General features: G+C 62.3%; 16 protein-coding genes and 1 tRNA gene. 3 read left to right on the top strand and 14 right to left on the bottom strand.

All coding sequences use genetic code 11. The annotated features are described in order from the left end of the window. Positions 1–40: 40 nt before the first annotated feature. Positions 41–661 carry a 23S rRNA (uridine(2552)-2'-O)-methyltransferase RlmE gene (rlmE, locus tag CW360_RS01490; protein WP_093985349.1) on the bottom strand — a complete coding sequence of 207 codons (621 nt, stop codon included), beginning with the start codon at positions 659–661 and terminating at the stop codon, positions 41–43. 220 nt (positions 662–881) lie between these two features. On the opposite strand from rlmE, the gene CW360_RS01485 reads away from it, so the two are divergent. Beyond that, the gene (locus CW360_RS01485; protein WP_101192493.1) at positions 882–2,504 is read left to right on the top strand and encodes an NAD(P)/FAD-dependent oxidoreductase; all 1,623 of its coding nucleotides are present in this window, start codon (positions 882–884) and stop codon (positions 2,502–2,504) included. Next, on the top strand, positions 2,501–3,226 hold the full coding sequence (locus CW360_RS01480) for a TrmH family RNA methyltransferase (RefSeq protein WP_101192492.1): 726 nt from the start codon (positions 2,501–2,503) through the stop codon (positions 3,224–3,226). Before CW360_RS01485 ends, CW360_RS01480 begins: the two co-directional genes overlap by 4 nt. A 91-nt stretch (positions 3,227–3,317) precedes the next feature. On the opposite strand, the gene CW360_RS01475 is transcribed toward CW360_RS01480, so the two are convergent. The 10 genes from CW360_RS01475 to CW360_RS01430 all read right to left on the bottom strand — a co-directional run bounded on the left by CW360_RS01475 (position 3,318) and on the right by CW360_RS01430 (position 11,551). Next, a tRNA-Ser gene (locus CW360_RS01475) sits at positions 3,318–3,407 on the bottom strand. A gap of 110 nt (positions 3,408–3,517) precedes the next feature. Beyond that, entirely contained in the window at positions 3,518–4,522 is a 1,005-nt protein-coding gene (gene rpoS / locus CW360_RS01470) for an RNA polymerase sigma factor RpoS (protein ID WP_101192491.1), read from the bottom strand. A gap of 177 nt (positions 4,523–4,699) precedes the next feature. Next, positions 4,700–5,542: a peptidoglycan DD-metalloendopeptidase family protein gene (locus CW360_RS01465; RefSeq protein WP_101192490.1), complete on the bottom strand. Its 843-nt coding sequence runs from the start codon at positions 5,540–5,542 to the stop codon at positions 4,700–4,702. A gap of 7 nt (positions 5,543–5,549) precedes the next feature. Continuing rightward, positions 5,550–6,485 (bottom strand): polyprenyl-phosphate transporter, encoded by a 936-nt coding sequence (locus CW360_RS01460; protein ID WP_101192489.1) that lies wholly within the window; start codon positions 6,483–6,485, stop codon positions 5,550–5,552. Positions 6,486–6,503: 18 nt separating this feature from the next. Further along, entirely contained in the window at positions 6,504–7,139 is a 636-nt protein-coding gene (locus CW360_RS01455; RefSeq protein WP_170307342.1) for a protein-L-isoaspartate(D-aspartate) O-methyltransferase, read from the bottom strand. A gap of 38 nt (positions 7,140–7,177) precedes the next feature. After that, positions 7,178–7,927: a 5'/3'-nucleotidase SurE gene (gene surE / locus CW360_RS01450; protein ID WP_093987171.1), complete on the bottom strand. Its 750-nt coding sequence runs from the start codon at positions 7,925–7,927 to the stop codon at positions 7,178–7,180. Next, positions 7,915–8,973, bottom strand: a complete 1,059-nt coding sequence (gene truD / locus CW360_RS01445) for a tRNA pseudouridine(13) synthase TruD (protein ID WP_101192487.1) — start codon at positions 8,971–8,973, stop codon at positions 7,915–7,917. The genes surE and truD overlap by 13 nt, the downstream gene beginning before the upstream one ends. Next, entirely contained in the window at positions 8,970–9,443 is a 474-nt protein-coding gene (ispF, locus tag CW360_RS01440; RefSeq protein ID WP_093987173.1) for a 2-C-methyl-D-erythritol 2,4-cyclodiphosphate synthase, read from the bottom strand. Before ispF ends, truD begins: the two co-directional genes overlap by 4 nt. A 136-nt stretch (positions 9,444–9,579) precedes the next feature. Then, on the bottom strand, positions 9,580–10,428 hold the full coding sequence (gene fghA / locus CW360_RS01435; protein WP_101192486.1) for an S-formylglutathione hydrolase: 849 nt from the start codon (positions 10,426–10,428) through the stop codon (positions 9,580–9,582). A 10-nt stretch (positions 10,429–10,438) separates the two neighbouring features. Beyond that, positions 10,439–11,551, bottom strand: coding sequence for an S-(hydroxymethyl)glutathione dehydrogenase/class III alcohol dehydrogenase (locus tag CW360_RS01430; protein ID WP_093985677.1), 1,113 nt, complete (start codon positions 11,549–11,551; stop codon positions 10,439–10,441). Between the two features lie 106 nt (positions 11,552–11,657). On the opposite strand from CW360_RS01430, the gene CW360_RS01425 reads away from it, so the two are divergent. Next, complete coding sequence (locus tag CW360_RS01425; RefSeq protein ID WP_093985678.1) at positions 11,658–12,554, top strand: LysR family transcriptional regulator; 897 nt, start codon at positions 11,658–11,660, stop codon at positions 12,552–12,554. On the opposite strand, the gene ispD is transcribed toward CW360_RS01425, so the two are convergent. From ispD to eno, 3 genes are all read right to left on the bottom strand, one after another. Next, entirely contained in the window at positions 12,527–13,237 is a 711-nt protein-coding gene (gene ispD / locus CW360_RS01420) for a 2-C-methyl-D-erythritol 4-phosphate cytidylyltransferase (RefSeq protein ID WP_101192485.1), read from the bottom strand. The two genes, CW360_RS01425 and ispD, sit on opposite strands and share 28 nt — an antisense overlap. Continuing rightward, positions 13,234–13,515: a cell division protein FtsB gene (gene ftsB / locus CW360_RS01415; RefSeq protein WP_371870537.1), complete on the bottom strand. Its 282-nt coding sequence runs from the start codon at positions 13,513–13,515 to the stop codon at positions 13,234–13,236. The genes ispD and ftsB overlap by 4 nt, the downstream gene beginning before the upstream one ends. A gap of 129 nt (positions 13,516–13,644) precedes the next feature. Beyond that, complete coding sequence (eno, locus tag CW360_RS01410) at positions 13,645–14,934, bottom strand: phosphopyruvate hydratase (protein WP_101192484.1); 1,290 nt, start codon at positions 14,932–14,934, stop codon at positions 13,645–13,647. Positions 14,935–14,951: the final 17 nt, after the last annotated feature.

The raw sequence follows: 14,951 nt of genomic DNA, 5'->3' as shown, positions 1-14,951 counted from the left end.
GCGCAGCGCAACAGCAACAGTTTTTAGTGACTACCGCGCGTCAGCCCTTGAAGCCTTTCGCGACCAGATACACCTCACGCGAACGTGGGCGTGAAGCCTCTGGCTTGCGAATCATCACCTTCTCGAAAGAGCTGCGCACATCGCGCAGAAATTCGTCAGAACCCTCGCCCTGGAAGACCTTGACCGCGTAGTTGCCACCCGGCTTGAGTACCTGACGTACCATGTCCAGGGTCAGTTCGACCAGGTACATCGAAGCGGCCTGGTCGGCCGCTGCCACGCCACTGATGTTGGGCGCGATATCGGAAATGATCAGGTCCGGCTGGCGACCATTGAGCTTGGCGAGGATCTGCTGAAACACAGCTTCATCGGTGAAGTCGCCCTGGATGAAGTCGACGTTGTCCAGCGGGTCCATTGGCAGGATATCGCTGGCGATGACCCGACCATGATCACCGACGATCTTGCCAGCCACCTGTGACCAACCTCCTGGCGCCGATCCCAGATCCATGACCAGCATGCCCGGGCGGATCAGCTTGTCCTTGTCGTTCAGCTCGATCAGTTTGTAACTGGCGCGCGAGCGATAACCGTCCTTCTGTGCGCGTTTCACATAAGGATCGTTGACGTGTTCATTCAGCCAGCGGCTACTGCTTTTGGAGCGTTTCATGGGGACGACCGGACAATGCGGAAATGGGCAACACATGCCCTGAGAAATTCAGAACAGGTTCGTGTTGCAGGCAAATTGGCGGCAATTATAAGCGGATAATCGCCCATGGGCTAAATGCCCGGCGCTGAGCCCGCCTGACAGCCTGCCGGAGCACAGGTACAATCGCGACCTCCCACCCTTTCTATTCTCCTTTGCCGGAGTCACCGGCCAGGATTTCCCCATGATTCGCCTCACCGAGCTGTCCCTGCCCCTCGATCATGCTGCTGATGAATTGCCCCAGGCCATTGCCCGCCGCCTGGGCATCTCCGCCGCCGAGCTGCTGAACTTCAGTGTATTCAAGCGCAGCTACGACGCGCGCAAGAAGAACAGCGTGATCCTGTTCATCTACATCATCGACCTGGAAGTGCGCGACGAGGCGAGTGTGCTGGCGCGCTTCGCCGACGACCCGCACGTTCGCCCGGCACCGGACACGAATTACTACCCGGTCGGCCAGGCGCCGGCCGGCCTGAGCGAGCGCCCTATCGTGGTGGGTTTCGGCCCCTGCGGGTTGTTCGCCGCGCTGCTGCTGGCGCAGATGGGTTTCAAGCCGATCGTCTTGGAGCGCGGCAAGGATGTGCGCCGGCGCACCAAGGACACCTGGGCACTCTGGCGCAAGAAAACCCTGACTGCCGAGTCCAACGTGCAGTTTGGCGAGGGTGGTGCTGGCCTGTTCTCCGACGGCAAGCTGTACAGCCAGATCAAGGACCCGAAGTTCTACGGCCGCAAGGTGATGCACGAGTTCGTCCGTGCCGGCGCGCCGGAAGAGATCATGTACGTCAGCAAGCCACATATCGGCACCTTCCGCCTGACCGGCGTGGTGGCGGCCATGCGCGAAGAGATCATTGCCCTCGGCGGCGAAGTACGTTTCGAGAGCAAGGTGACTGATCTGCTGATCAACGACGGTCAACTCGAAGGCGTAGTACTGGCCAACGGCGAAACCCTGCGCAGCCGCCATGTGGTGCTGGCGCTGGGGCACAGCTCGCGCGACACCTTCCGCATGCTGCACCGCCAGGGCGTATTCATCGAGGCCAAGCCCTTCGCCATCGGCTTCCGTATCGAGCACCCGCAATCGCTGATCGACCAGGCGCGCCTGGGCAAGTACGCCGGCCATCCGGAGCTCGGCGCCGCCGACTACAAGCTGGTCTACCACGCCAAGAACGGTCGTGCCGTATACAGCTTCTGCATGTGCCCGGGCGGCACCGTGGTGGCCGCCACCTCCGAGCCGGAACGCGTGGTAACCAACGGCATGAGCCAGTACTCACGCAACGAGCGCAACGCCAACGCCGGCATCGTCGTCGGCATCAACCCGGAACAGGACTTCCCCGGCGGCCCGCTGGCCGGCGTGGAGTTCCAGGAGCGCCTGGAGTCGCGCGCCTATGAACTGGGTGGGCGTGACTACTGCGCACCGGCGCAACTGGTCGGCGATTTCATTCGCGGTGTGCCATCGAGCGAACTGGGCGAGGTGGAACCTTCCTACAAACCCGGCGTGCGCCTCGGCGACCTGGCAGCGTCGCTGCCTGACTACGCCATCGAGGCCATTCGCGAGGCACTGCCGGCCTTCGGCAAACAGATCCGTGGCTTCGACCGGGACGACGCGGTACTCACCGGCATCGAAACCCGCACCTCGTCGCCGGTGCGCATCACCCGTGACAACGAGACCCTGCAAAGCCTCAACCTCAAGGGCCTGTACCCGGCCGGCGAGGGTGCCGGCTACGCCGGCGGCATCCTCTCGGCGGGGGTAGATGGCATCAAGGTGGCCGAAGCGATAGCTCGTTCGATGCTGGCCGAGCACAGCCCGCAATGAAACTCGACGACATCAAGAAGCTGCAGCAGAAGAAGTACCGCGCCGAATTCGGCCACTTCCTGGTAGAGGGCGAGCACCTGCTGCTGGAGCTACATAAGGCCGCAGCGCGCAACCCTGCGTTGCTCGCCAGCCAGCTCTATGTCACCGCCGCCTATCAGCACTGGGAAAGCCCGTTCAAGACCCAACTGATCAGCGAACGACAGATGGCGCAGATCGCCGACACCCATACACCACAAGGCATTCTCGCCGTGGTGCCCATGGCAGCACTGACAACAACGGCGGCGACTACGCCTACACGGGCCGTCTACCTGCACGAAATCCAGGATCCGGGCAACCTTGGCACCATCTTGCGCACGTTGGCCTGGTTCGGCGGTTTCCGCTGCCTGCTCAGCCCCGGCAGCGTCGACCCCTACAACCCCAAGGTGGTTCGCGCCAGCATGGGGGCTATTTTTCATGTTCCCCTGGAGCTGGAGGTAAACTTGGAATCTCTGGCCAGTCGATTCCCACGCATTGCCTGCCTGGACATGCAAGGCGAGCCGGTGCAGTCGCCAGCCTTTGCCCGCTTCGACTGCTATCTGTTCGGCAACGAGGCGCGCGGCGTTCCCCGCGAACAGCTGACATCCCTCTACGCCCGCCCCTTCACCATCGCTGGTTGTGGCGCGATCGAATCACTCAATCTGGCGACAACGGTAAGCCTGTGTGCCTATGAGCTGAAAAAGTAAGTGTGTAGAACGGCACGCTTAACGCAGAGTCTTTCGCAAGTGCCATATAAACAAAAACCCCGGTGAAAAATCACCGGGGGTTTTGTTTATATGGCGGGAAGATAGGGATTTGAACCCTAGGTGCCATTGCTGACACAACGGATTTCGAATCCGTCCCGTTCGACCACTCCGGCATCTTCCCGAACGGCGCGCATGATAGCAGCAGTCGCGCCATTGGCGAAGCCCTGCGCAGCACTTTTTTCCGGAATTTCAGCTATTTGCCCTGCCGCTCAGCGAGCAGCAGGGTGATCGCTACTGGAATAGTGCATCGCTGGAAAGGCCGTTGGCCTCGAAGATTTCCCGCATACGTTTGAGCGCTTCGACCTGGATCTGCCGGACGCGCTCACGCGTCAGGCCAATTTCACGCCCGACCTCTTCCAGCGTGGCACTTTCATGACCACGCAAACCGAAACGACGCACCACCACATCGCGCTGTTTCTCACTCAGCTCGCCCAGCCATTGATCGATACTGGCGTTGAGATCATCTCCCTGCAGCAACTCACAGGGATCACTGGGACGCTCATCCGTCAGGGTATCGAGCAGCGTCTTGTCCGAGTCCGGCCCGATCGATACATCCACCGAGCTCACTCGCTCATTGAGCCCGAGCATACGCTTGACCTCCGCCACCGGTTTTTCCAACAGGTTGGCGATTTCTTCGGGTGATGGCTCATGATCAAGCTTCTGCGTCAGCTCACGAGCGGCTCGCAGGTAGACATTTAGTTCCTTGACCACATGGATAGGCAGGCGAATCGTGCGCGTCTGATTCATGATGGCGCGCTCTATGGTCTGGCGAATCCACCAGGTGGCATAGGTGGAGAAACGGAAACCCCGCTCGGGATCGAACTTCTCCACGGCACGAATCAGGCCCAGGTTGCCTTCCTCGATCAGGTCGAGCAGCGATAAGCCACGATTGATATAGCGCCGGGAAATTTTCACCACCAGGCGCAAGTTGCTTTCAATCATGCGCTTGCGGCCGGCCGGATCGCCTTTCTGCGCCAGGCGTGCGAAGTGCACTTCTTCCTGGGCACTGAGCAGAGGGGAAAAGCCAATTTCATTGAGATACAGCTGGGTGGCGTCCAATGCGCGGCTGTAATCAATGTACTTGTGTTGACTGCTGGCAGTGGCCCGTGTCTTGTTGACGAATACGGGGGCTTCGCTGCCCGATGCTTCGCTGTCGCTCATGACGTCTTCCGCTTCGAGAAGAAGCAGATCGTCGTCAACATCAAACTCCGGCGTTTTTATTTTTTTGAGTGCCATGTTTGTTGCCCCATGCTGAGTTGTCCAACCGGCCTGCGCTGCTCTTCCGTGACAGCGGCAGGCCCGTCCCCTGCGTGCGTGGCAAAAGTGAAGCTAGGATCTGTGCGGTTGTCTCCGCATCGACACGCCCTTAACCCCGTATAGCTGGCGTGTGTTGAATCTGGCAGACCTTGAAGGTCAACGACGTGGCAGGTACTGCAAGGGGTCTACAGGTTTGCCCTGGCGGCGAATCTCGAAGTGCAGCTTCACCCGGTCGGTTCCTGTGGAACCCATTTCAGCAATGGCTTGCCCGGCCTTGACCCTTTGCCCCTCCTTCACCAAGAGCCTGCGGTTATGTCCGTAGGCGCTCACGTAGATATCGTTGTGCTTGATGATCACCAGTTCGCCATATCCGCGCAAACCGCTGCCGGCGTATACCACCGAGCCATCAGAAGCAGCCAAAACAGGCTGGCCCAATTCACCAGCGATATCAATTCCTTTATTCAAACTGCCGTTTGAGGCAAAACGGCTGAGAACCGCGCCACTAGCCGGCCAGGCCCACCCGCCTACGACCTTTGGAGGGGCAACCGGTGGGCTCGGCGGTTTGCTTGCGGGAGGCGGAGCAACCACCACGGGGGCAGACACAGGCGGTACGACACGCGGCGGCTGGCTGACTACCGGTGGATTCCTGGGGATGACCGGTGGCGCCGTGCGTACAATTTGCGGCGCAGCCTGTTGCCCATCGAAACGAATGACTTGTCCAGGGCGAATCAGATAAGGAGGCGCGATCTGGTTGCGTGCCGCCAGGGCCTTCCAGTCCCAGCCGAAACGAAAAGCGATGGAATACAGGGTATCGCCACGCTGCACCACATACTGCCCCTGGGTTACGGGTTGCCGACTCTGTGCGGCATGACCTGGCGAGCGATCGACCACCTGTACCGTCCCGCTTTGCTTGCCCGCACAGCCGGCCAGCAGCAGGCTGCACAGGCCAAGCACGGCTAGCTGTCGCGAAAAGGCATGCTCTATCAATGCTGTCGTCATAATCCCGTCAGTCTCTCTCGCCACTCAGCGATAGGCGCTTGGCCAACCATTCCAGCCCCAGCACCAAGGTGATACCACCGGCCGCCAGCAGCAAGGCTGCCAGCAACTGCGGATCAGTGTCGAACTGCAAGGCGAACTGAGTCGGCCAGAGGTTTTCCTGCAATACCGGCTGCGACACACCGCTGCTATCGGTACGCCAGCTCAAGGTCTGCTTCCACGGCCAAACCTTGTTCAACGACCCCACCATCAGACCAGTCAGGAAAGCCAGGGTCATGTCGCGCCAGTGCTGCAAAAGCCAGCTGAGTACCCGGGCAAAACTCAACAAGCCCAGCACGCAACCCGAGGCGAAAAGCAGCAAGATATCCAGCTGCAAGTTTTTGACAGCGCCCAGCACCAGCGAATAAAGGCCCAGCAAGACCAGAATAAAACTGCCGGAAATCCCAGGCAGGATCATCGCGCAAATCGCCACGGCCCCGGCCAGGAATACAGTCAACGGCGTGCCTTCCAACTGTACCGGCGCGGCCACTGTGATCCACCAGGCCAACGCTCCCCCCGCTACAAAACTGGCCACGCGCGTCAGGTTCCAACGTTGTACCTCACGCCCGACCAGGTAGGTGGACACCAGGATCAATCCGAAGAAAAACGACCAGATGGCAATCGGTTGGCTCACCAGCAGCCAGGTAATCAGCTTGGCCAGCGACAACACGCTCAGCAGAATGCCGCCGAACAACACCAGCAGGAAGGTGGCATTGGCTTCTCGCCAGGCCTCCTGTACACGCCCGCGCAGCAGCAAAAGGCCAGCCTTGGGCAATTGAGCCAGCGACTTGAGCAGCTCATCGTAAATTCCCGTGATGAACGCCACGGTACCCCCGGACACACCCGGCACCACGTCCGCTGCCCCCATGGCCATACCCTTGAGAAACAGCAATAGATAACGCTTCATGGTTCCTTCCATTGACGATCAGGCCAGCGGCCCATTGAGCAGCGGCACGAAGCGCACCGCATCCAGCACATGGCGGGTATAGCCCTGTTCTTCACGGGTGATCAGCAGCAACTCCTGCACATCGCCTGCGCCTACCGGAATCACCAGGCGCCCACCAGGCGCCAGCTGCTCCAGCAGCGCTTGCGGCACCTCGGCGGCCGCTGCGGTAACGATGATGGCGTTATAGGGCGCCAGCGCCGGCCAGCCTTCCCAGCCATCCCCCCAGCGGAACACCACATTACGAATATTCAATTCGGCCAGGCGTTCCTTGGCGCGGTCCTGCAGAGCCTGGATACGTTCGACAGAGAACACCCGCTCGACCAGCTGCGCCAGCACCGCTGTCTGATAACCGGAGCCCGTGCCGATCTCCAGCACTTTGTCGAGCGGTCCGGCAGCCAGTAACAACTCGGTCATCCGCCCGACCATGTAGGGCTGGGAAATGGTCTGGTTGTGACCGATCGGCAAGGCAGTGTCTTCATAGGCGCGATGCGCCAGGGCTTCGTCGACGAACAGGTGACGCGGCGTACGCCGGATGACTTCCAGCACATGCGGATTGCTCAGGCCTTCCTCGTAAAGGCGCTCAATCAGTCGCTCGCGCGTGCGCTGCGAGGTCATGCCGATGCCATGACGCTGCAGGTGATCATGCCCACGCATCAGAACAGCCCCTCCAGACCATTGGCCAAACCGCTGAACGCCTCATGGAAGGTACGATCCAGCTGCAGCGGGGTAATCGATACATAGCCCTGCATGACCGCATGGAAATCAGTGCCGGCCCCACCATCCTCGGCATCGCCGGCTACCGAGATCCAGTAGCCCAGCTTGCCACGCGGATTGGCCACCTTGACCGGAGCGGCGGCACGGGCACGATGGCCCAGGCGGGTCAGTTGCACGCCACGGATCTTCTCCAGCGGCAGGTTGGGTACGTTGACGTTGAGGACAGTACGTGGTGGCAGATCAAGCCGTTCGTGAGCCGCCACCAGCAGACGGGCGAAATGTGCCGCCGTAGCCAGGTTGTCGGGCTGCCGCGAGACCAGCGAGAAGGCAAACGCCGGCTTGTTCAGGAAACGCCCTTCCAGGGCTGCCGCCACGGTACCGGAATAGAGCACGTCGTCACCCAGGTTGGCGCCCAGGTTGATACCTGACACCACCATGTCCGGGGTCTGTTCCAGCAGGCCGTTGAGCCCGAGGTGCACGCAGTCGGTGGGCGTGCCGTTCAGCGCAATGTAGCCATTGGGCAGCGTACTGGGATGCAGCGGCCGGTCCAGGGTCAGCGAGCTGCTGGCGCCACTCTTGTCTTCCAGCGGCGCGACGATGACGCACTCGCCCAGGTCGGCCAGCGCCGCATGCAGCGCAGCGATGCCCGGCGCCATGGCGCCGTCGTCATTGGATATCAGAATTCGCATGGAGTATCCGTCTGCCCCGCCGGTAGCAGATCGACCAGCTCGCGCACCAGGGCAGTGGCGAAGCATCCGGCCGGCAGGACGAAAGCCAGTTGCAAGATGTCAGGAGCGGGATAATGCCACGTCAGGCGCGCAATGGGGAGGCGCAGAATGCGCCGTTCGTGCGCCATGCCCGCCTTGGCCAGCCAGGCCACCAGCGCAGGTTCGGCCTGGGCAATCCGTGCTTCCAGAAGCTGCATGTCGCCCTCTGCGCTACTACTGCCCTCGCCCCACAGCGGGCCGGTAGGGTGCAGATCGAGTCGCGCCAGACGCTCATCGGCGCAATCGGCTTCACCCGCCAGAAAAAAGCTGCGGCTGTCGGTAAAGGCCAACAGGTCGCCCGGCTGTGCCAGCTGCCAGCTGCCATCGGCAACGCGCGCGGCCAGAGCCTGGTTGAACAGGTAGCTGCGCGCCGCGGACAACAACCGCGAGCGCAGGTTGCGCTGCACCGGCAGCTCAGCACGCTCGGCATACTGCCGCGCTTCGTGCAGATTGCCGCCCTGGTGACCGAAACGCTGCACACCGTAGTAGTTGGGAATACCCTGGCGAGCGATCTGCTGCAGACGCTCGTCAAGCGCGCTGTGATCAGCCTGCAGGGCCGTCAGGCGCAGGGTGAAACCGTTGGCGGCGTGCGCGCCACGCTGCAGTTTACGGTTGTGTCGCTGCTGACTGAGAATGCGCAAGGCCGGCCCCTCGGCATCCTGCAACTGCGGATCAGCCTTACCCGGCAGATGCAGGCTGAACCACTGACGAGTCAGCGCCTGGCGATCCTTCAGCCCGGCATAACTGACCAGGCGGAGCGGCAGACCGGCGGCACGCGCCAAACGTCGCGCAGCGTCCTCGGTATTCAGACCACGCTTCTCCACCCACAGCCACAGGTGCTCACCCTGCCCGCTGAGCGGGATATCCAGCACCTCATCAACCTGGAAGTCTTCGGCGCAGGCCTTAAGTTGCGCCCGCCCACAGGCTGCACCATAGGCACGCGGCCCGAGTAGCTGAAACTCGTTCATGCGCTCACCAGCAGAGCCACGGCATGCACGGCAATGCCTTCCTCGCGCCCGGTGAAACCCAGCTGTTCGGTGGTGGTGGCCTTGACGTTGACCTGATCCAGCGCGACCTGCAGATCCTCGGCAATGCACTGACGCATGTTCTCGATATGCGGGGCCATCTTCGGCGCCTGGGCTACGATGGTGGCATCGACATTGCCGACGCGGTAGCCCTTGGCCTGGACCAGGCCAAGCACATGACGCAGCAGCACACGGCTGTCGGCGCCCTTGAACGCCGGGTCATTGTCGGGGAAATGCTTGCCGATATCGCCGAGGGCCACCGCACCGAGCAGCGCATCGCTCAGGGCATGCAGCAGCACATCGCCGTCAGAATGGGCAATCAATCCGCAACGGTGGGGAATACGCACCCCGCCCAGGGTAATGAAGTCGCCCTCGCCAAACCGATGCACATCGTAGCCATGACCTATACGCATAAGAAAACGCCCTGAAAATGCCAGGGCGCGATTCTAACTGAAAGCTGCAAGCTGCAAGCTGCAAGCTGCAAGCGCATCATCCTGGCGCTCGACCTGAGGTTGGCATGTCCTTTTGCGCCTACCTGCAACTGGCCGCCTATGGCTGCCGTAAAGCGGCCGCATGATGACGCAGGTGGTCCTCGATAAAGCTGGCGATGAAGTAGTAGCTGTGGTCGTAACCCGGCTGCAGACGCAGGGTCAGTGGATAACCTACCGCCTCGGCCGCCACCTTGAGCGCCTGGGGCTTGAGCTGGGTGTCAAGGAAGCTGTCCGCCTCGCCCTGATCAACCAGGATCGGCAGCCTCTGCGTAGCACTCGCCAGCAGTGTGCAGGCATCCCACGCCTGCCAGGTGGCGCGATCCTCGCCCAGGTAGCGGGAAAACGCTTTCTCGCCCCAGGGACAATCCTGTGGATTACTGATCGGCGCGAAAGCCGACAGCGAGCGATAACGCCCCGGGTTGCGCAGCGCACAAACCAAGGCACCATGCCCGCCCATGGAGTGCCCGCTGATACCGCGCCGCTCACTAACCGGCAAGTGCGCTTCGATCAGCGCCGGCAGCTCATGCACCACGTAGTCGTGCATGCGGTAGTGGCGCGCCCAGGGCTGCTCGCTGGCATTCAGGTAGAAGCCGGCGCCGAGACCGAAGTCCCAGGCGCCATCCGGATCGCCCGGCACACCTTCGCCTCGCGGACTGGTGTCCGGCGCCACCAGCACCAGTCCCAGCTCGGCAGCGACGCGCTGGGCACCGGCCTTCTGCATGAAGTTCTCATCGGTACAGGTCAGCCCCGAGAGCCAGTAGAGAACCGGCAAGCGCTCCCCCTGCTCGGCCTGCGGTGGCAGGTAGACGGCAAACTGCATGTCGCAATCCAGCGTGCTGGAGCGATGGCGATAGCGCCGGTGCCAGCCGCCGAAACTGCGGTTACTGGAAAGAAGTTCCAGAGTCATCGCGGCGCCCTCAGAAGTGGATGACCGTACGGATGCTCTTGCCTTCGTGCATCAGCTCGAAGGCGCTGTTGATCTCGTCCAGGCCCATGGTGTGGGTGATGAAGGTATCCAGGGGAATCTCGCCCTTCTGCGATTTCTCCACATAGCCCGGCAGCTCGCTGCGCCCTTTCACGCCGCCGAAGGCGCTGCCGCGCCACACCCGTCCGGTGACCAGCTGGAACGGGCGGGTGCTGATCTCGGCGCCGGCCGGCGCCACGCCGATGATGGTCGACTCGCCCCAGCCCTTGTGGCAGCACTCCAGCGCCGCACGCATCAGCTGCACGTTGCCGACGCACTCAAAGGAATAATCGACGCCGCCATCGGTCATCTCGACGATCACCTCCTGAATCGGCTTGGCGTAGTCCTGCGGGTTGACGAAGTCGGTGGCGCCCAATTCACGCGCCACGTCGAACTTGGCCGGGTTGATATCGATGGCAATGATTCGCGCGGCCTTGGCCATCTTGGCGCCGATGATGGCTGCCAGGCCGATACCGCCCAGGCCGAAGATCGCCACCGTGGAGCCCTCGCTGACCTTGGCGGTGTTGAGCACCGCGCCGATGCCGGTGGTCACACCACAGCCGAGCAGACAGACCTTCTCCAGCGGTGCTTCCTTGGGAATCTTCGCCAGGGAGATTTCCGGCAGCACCGTGTACTCGGAAAAGGTCGAACAGCCCATGTAGTGATAGACCGGCTGGCCCTGGTAGGAGAAGCGCGTGGTGCCATCGGGCATCAGGCCCTTGCCCTGGGTGGCGCGCACCGCCTGGCACAGGTTGGTCTTGCCAGAAGTGCAGAATTTGCACTCGCGGCATTCGGCCGTGTACAGCGGGATCACGTGATCACCGACCGCCAGCGAGGTCACCCCCTCGCCCACCGCCTCGACGATGCCACCTCCCTCATGACCAAGGATGCACGGAAACACCCCCTCGCTGTCCTGACCGGACAGGGTGTAGGCGTCGGTGTGGCACACACCGCTGGCGACGATACGCACCAGTACCTCGCCAGCCCTGGGTGGCGCCACGTCGACCTCGACGATCTGCAGCGGCTGGTTGGGGGCAAAGGCCACGGCGGCACGGGATTTGATCATGGGAAAGGCTCCTGCAGGCGTTCTGAAGTGACGCCAGTGTAGATCACTGCCAATTCAGGGATAATCCGTCGCCCTACAAAACATTATTGCCAATAAGGAATAATCCATGAATCGCTGGGATGGTCTGGATGAGTTCGTCGCGGTCGCCGAATGCGGCCAGTTCGCGGCGGCCGGTAAACGCCTGGGACTGTCTACCTCGCAGGTCAGCCGTCAGGTCGCACGCCTGGAAGAGCGCCTGCAGACCCGTTTGTTCTACCGCAGCACCCGCCGCGTGGCGCTGACCGAGGCCGGACAGACCTTCCTGCTGCACTGCCGCCGCCTGCAGGATGCCCGCGAGGAAGCACTGCGTGCCGTGGGTGACCTGGCCGGTGAGCCCAAGGGGCTGCTGCGCATGACGTGCGCAGTCGCCTATGGTGAGCGCTTCATCGTGCCGCTGGTCAACCAGTTCATGTCCAGACACAGCCAATTGAGGGTAGATATCGAGCTGGACAACCGGCCACTCGACCTGCTGCAGGAAGGCCTGGACCTGGCTATCCGCCTGGGTCGCCTGCAGGACTCGCGCCTGGTAGCCACGCGCCTGGCGCCGCGGGTTATGTACCTGTGCGCCGCGCCGACCTACCTGCAGCGCGCCGGCCAGCCGGCCAACCTGAGCGCGCTAAGCGAGCACAACTGCCTGATTGGCAGCAGCGACCTGTGGCATTTCCAGGAGCAGGGCCGTGAAGTACAGGTGCGGGTAGCCGGCAACTGGCGCTGCAACAGCGGGCAGGCAGTCCTCGATGCCGCACTGCACGGCGTTGGCCTGTGCCAACTGCCGGACTACTACGTGCAAACGCATCTGCGCAGCGGCGCGCTGGTTTCCCTGCTGGAGCACCTGCGCCCGCCGAATACCGCCGTGTGGGCGCTGTATCCGCAACAACGCCACCTCTCACCCAAGGTACGTCTGCTGGTCGAGCACCTGCGCGAAGGGCTGTCTGCTCAGGCGTCGCGCAGCGCCCAGCGCTGACGAAGCCATTCGAGATCCTCCGGGCGGGTCACCTTGAGGTTGTCGGCACGCCCTTCGATAAGCAGCGGCGCCTGTCCGGCCCACTCCATGGCCGATGCCTCATCGGTAATCGCCACCCCCGCCGCCAGTGCTTCGGCCAATGCCTTGCGTAATGCTCCCAGGCGGAACATCTGCGGTGTGTAGGCCTGCCAGATGACACTGCGATCGACCGTTGCGCAAACTCGCCCGTCCGCCCCCGCACGCTTCAGCGTATCCCGCGCCGGCACGGCCAGCAGGCCACCTACCGGATCATCCGCCAGACTGTGCAGCAGCTTGTCCAGATCGCTGCGCGCCAGGTTGGGACGCGCCGCATCATGCACCAGCACCCAGCCCTCGGCCGGCGCCCCTATCCCGGCCAGATAATCCAGGCCGGCCAGCACCGAGTCGGCACGTTCAGCGCCGCCCCGCACGCGCTGGATACGCGCGTCGGCAGCGCAAGCCAAGGTTGGCCACCAGGGGTCGTCAGCGGCCAGCGCCAACACCAGGCCACGCAAGTGTGGATGGTCGAGAAAGCCGCTCAGACTGTGTTCGAGAATCGTGCGCCCAGCCACTTGCAGATATTGCTTGGGGCGATCCGCACGCATGCGGCTACCGATACCGGCAGCCGGTATCACCACCCAGAAGGCAGGCAGGTTATCCATCACTGCGCCAACTGGTAGAGGGTCTCACCCTCTTTAACCATGCCCAACTCATGGCGGGCGCGCTCTTCGACGGTTTCCATACCGCTCTTGAGTTCCAGCACTTCGGCTTCGAGGATGCGATTGCGCTCCAGCAGGCGCTCGTTCTCACCCTTCTGCTCGGCAATCTGCTCCTGCAACGCACGAATCTCCGCCAAGCCGTTGTCGCCCAGCCACAAGCGATATTGCAGGCCGGCAAGCAACAGGCACAACGCGAAAAACAGCCAGAACGGAGCTTTCGACATGATGGGGAGGGCTATCCATAAAAAAGGGCAGCAGGCACAGAAGCTATGCCGGAGCGCTGCCCTTTTAGCATGTTTACCGCGGCAGGCAAATTCCCACCCCACAGGCCTTGCAGCTGTGGGGTGGCAGGATCAGCCGCGGAACTCGGCGCGACCCTTGTAGGGTGCCTTGCCAGCCAACTGCTCTTCGATACGCAGCAGCTGGTTGTACTTGGACACGCGGTCGGAGCGGCACAGCGAGCCAGTCTTGATCTGGCCTGCGGCAGTACCCACGGCCAGGTCGGCGATGGTGCTGTCTTCGGTTTCGCCGCTGCGGTGCGAGATCACCGCGGTGAAGCCAGCGGCCTTGGCCATCTGGATGGCTTCCAGGGTCTCGGTCAGCGAGCCGATCTGGTTGAACTTGATGAGGATCGAGTTGCCGATCTTCTCTTCGATGCCACGCTTGAGAATCTTGGTGTTGGTAACGAACAGGTCGTCGCCAACCAGCTGCACCTTCTCGCCGATCTTGTCGGTCAGGACTTTCCAGCCAGCCCAGTCGGACTCGTCCATGCCGTCTTCGATGGAGATGATCGGGTAGCGCTGGGTCAGGCCGGCCAGGTAGTCGGCGAAACCTTCGGCGCTGAACACCTTGCCTTCGCCAGCCAGGTCGTACTGACCATCCTTGAAGAACTCGCTCGATGCGCAGTCCAGGGCCAGGGTGATGTCGGTGCCCAGCGTGTAGCCGGCGTTGGCCACGGCCTCGGCGATGGCGGCCAGGGCATCTTCGTTGGACGCCAGGTTCGGCGCGAAGCCGCCCTCGTCACCCACCGCGGTGTTCAGGCCACGGGCCTTCAGCACGGCTTTCAGGTGATGGAAGATCTCGGCGCCCATGCGCAGGGCGTCGGCGAAGTTCTTGGCGCCAACCGGCTGGACCATGAACTCCTGGATATCAACGTTGTTGTCGGCGTGCTCGCCGCCGTTGATGATGTTCATCATCGGCACCGGCATGGAGTAGACGCCCGGGGTACCGTTCAGATCGGCAATATGCGCGTACAGCGGCACGCCCTTGGCCTGGGCGGCAGCCTTGGCCGCGGCCAGGGACACGGCGAGGATGGCGTTGGCGCCCAGCTTGGCCTTGTTCTCGGTACCGTCGAGCTCGATCATCGCGCGGTCCAGGGCCTGCTGATCAGTCGCGTCCTTGCCCAGCAACAAGTCACGGATCGGCCCATTGATGTTGGCTACGGCCTTCAGCACGCCCTTGCCCAGGTAACGGCTCTTGTCGCCATCACGCAGTTCCAGCGCTTCGCGGGAACCGGTGGAAGCACCGGATGGCGCACAAGCGCTACCGATGATGCCGCCTTCGAGGATTACATCGGCTTCCACGGTGGGGTTGCCACGGGAGTCGAGAACCTCACGACCCTTGATGTCGACGATTTTTGCCATTGTAGTTGGTACTCCGT

The sequence above is a fragment of the Pseudomonas fluvialis genome (assembly GCF_002835605.1).
Lineage (GTDB): Bacteria > Pseudomonadota > Gammaproteobacteria > Pseudomonadales > Pseudomonadaceae > Aquipseudomonas > Aquipseudomonas fluvialis.
Note: the sequence above shows the minus strand (reverse complement) of the source record. Positions and strands in the feature narration are given on the sequence as shown.